Annotated in this window: 1 protein-coding gene; it reads left to right on the top strand. The window is 44.4% G+C overall.

Features of this window, described 5'->3' with window-relative positions; translation table 11 throughout:
* The coding region (locus tag ACZFYI_RS19735; RefSeq protein ID WP_462525833.1) for an ATP-binding protein at positions 1–1,939 on the top strand (1,939 nt) is incomplete at its 5' end.
* Positions 1,940–1,972: the final 33 nt, after the last annotated feature.

The following is a 1,972-nucleotide window of genomic DNA, read 5'->3' as shown; positions in this document are numbered from 1 at the left end:
CAATGAAACCAGTGAGATACGGTTGCCTCACAATCAAAACACCTTCACGCTCGAATTCGGAAGTATTGATTTTGTGACGATGGAGTCCGAAAAAAATCTACGCTATAAGCTGGAAAACTATGATCCAAACTGGAAAAGCGGAGCGGCGCTCAGTGCCGATTACTATTCCATACCCCCGGGAGAATACATTTTTCATGTCCAAGCTACTAACCGATATGGGAACGTTGGGATTCGCTCTGTTTCAATTACTGTGATGCCACCATGGTTTACCCAATGGTGGGCATGGCTTGGATATGCGCTGTTGCTTTCTTTGCTCTTGTACTTTGTTTACAGCTTTTTGCTGCGCAGGAAACTGGCCCAAGCCGAGGTCATTCGCCTTCAGGATCTGGACTTGGTCAAAACCAGAATTTACACCAATCTGACGCATGAATTCAGGACGCCATTGACAGTGATTTCGGGAATTGCGGACCATATATTGTCCCAACCTTCAATGGAGAATTTGAGAGACGGGCTGCCTATGATCAAACGGAATAGCGCGCAATTGCTGAGACTGATCAACCAAATGCTTGATCTTTCCAAACTTGAGTCTGGTAGATTATCTGCAAAGATGATCCATGACGATATCCTGGGTTACCTCAAATACCTGACAGAGTCATTTCATTCCTTTGCTGATTCCAAGGATATCCGTCTGCATCTACTTCCCGGTATTGAGGAATTACACATGGACTTTGATCCGGAGAAAATCCAGGCCATTTTTTCAAATCTTGTGGGAAATGCGGTGAAATTCACCCCTCCGGGAGGAAATATTTATATCAAGATTGAAAAGAGTAAATCCGGGGAAATGGGTGATTTTCTGGAAATCAAAGTCAAGGATACCGGCAAAGGGATTTCTTCTGAGCACTTGCCCTATATTTTTGACCGTTTTTATCAGGTGGACAATTCATCAACCAGGTCTGACGAAGGAACAGGAATTGGCTTGGCACTCACCAAAGAGCTGGTGCATCTGATGTCTGGAACCATCGAAGCCAATAGCCAGTTGGGAAGAGGTTCTGAATTTACACTTAGACTTCCCATAAAAAATGAAGCGCCCAAAGGGAATGCCAGTGAATTTGCCATTGATTCAATTCCAAATGTCAAAGATTTGGTGGAAGCATCAGGATTTGGGACAGAAGAAGATTACGATGAAAGTCTCCCGATGGCCTTGCTGATAGAAGACAATGAAGATGTCCTCAGCTATCTGGAACTCTGTCTCCAAGGCAAATACCGAATCCAAAAAGCAAGAAATGGTCTCCAAGGAATCCAACTCTCCATAGAAATGATTCCAGACATCATCGTCAGTGACGTAATGATGCCTGAAAAAGACGGCTATGAAGTCGTAGAAAGACTCAAAAAAGATGAACGCACCAGCCATATTCCCATAATCCTGCTCACTGCAAAGGCGGATTTGGATTCACGGTTGGAAGGTCTCGAAAGAGGCGCCGATGCTTACCTTTCCAAGCCCTTTGAAAAGAAAGAGCTGGAAGTTCGATTGAGGAAATTGATTGAGGTACGACAAAAACTGACAGCGCGCTATGTGACACTGGACCCTGTGGGGACACCCGAAACTCCTGCCGAAAAACAAGAGGATGCATTTCTAAAAAAGCTTCGCTCCCTCGTGGAAGCGAATTTGGAAAGCGAGGAGTTTGGCATTGGGGAGCTATGCAAAGAACTGGCTGTAAGCCGAACCCAGCTTCACCGTAAACTTAAGGCCCTGACTAATAAATCCACTTCGCAAGTTATCCGTACGATTCGAATGCAGGAAGCAAAGAAACTTCTACTCAATTCATCCTTGAATATTTCGGAAATAGGCTATGCGGTGGGTTATGGCAATCCCAGCCATTTTACACAGGAGTTTACAAAAGAATTTGGGGAAGCGCCGAGCTTTTTTAGAAAAGGGTAATTCTTCTTTTTAAGCATAAGAACCGGTTTTTCA

This window comes from Aquiflexum sp. (genome assembly GCF_977115555.1).
This window is presented reverse-complemented; position numbering and strand designations above follow the sequence as displayed.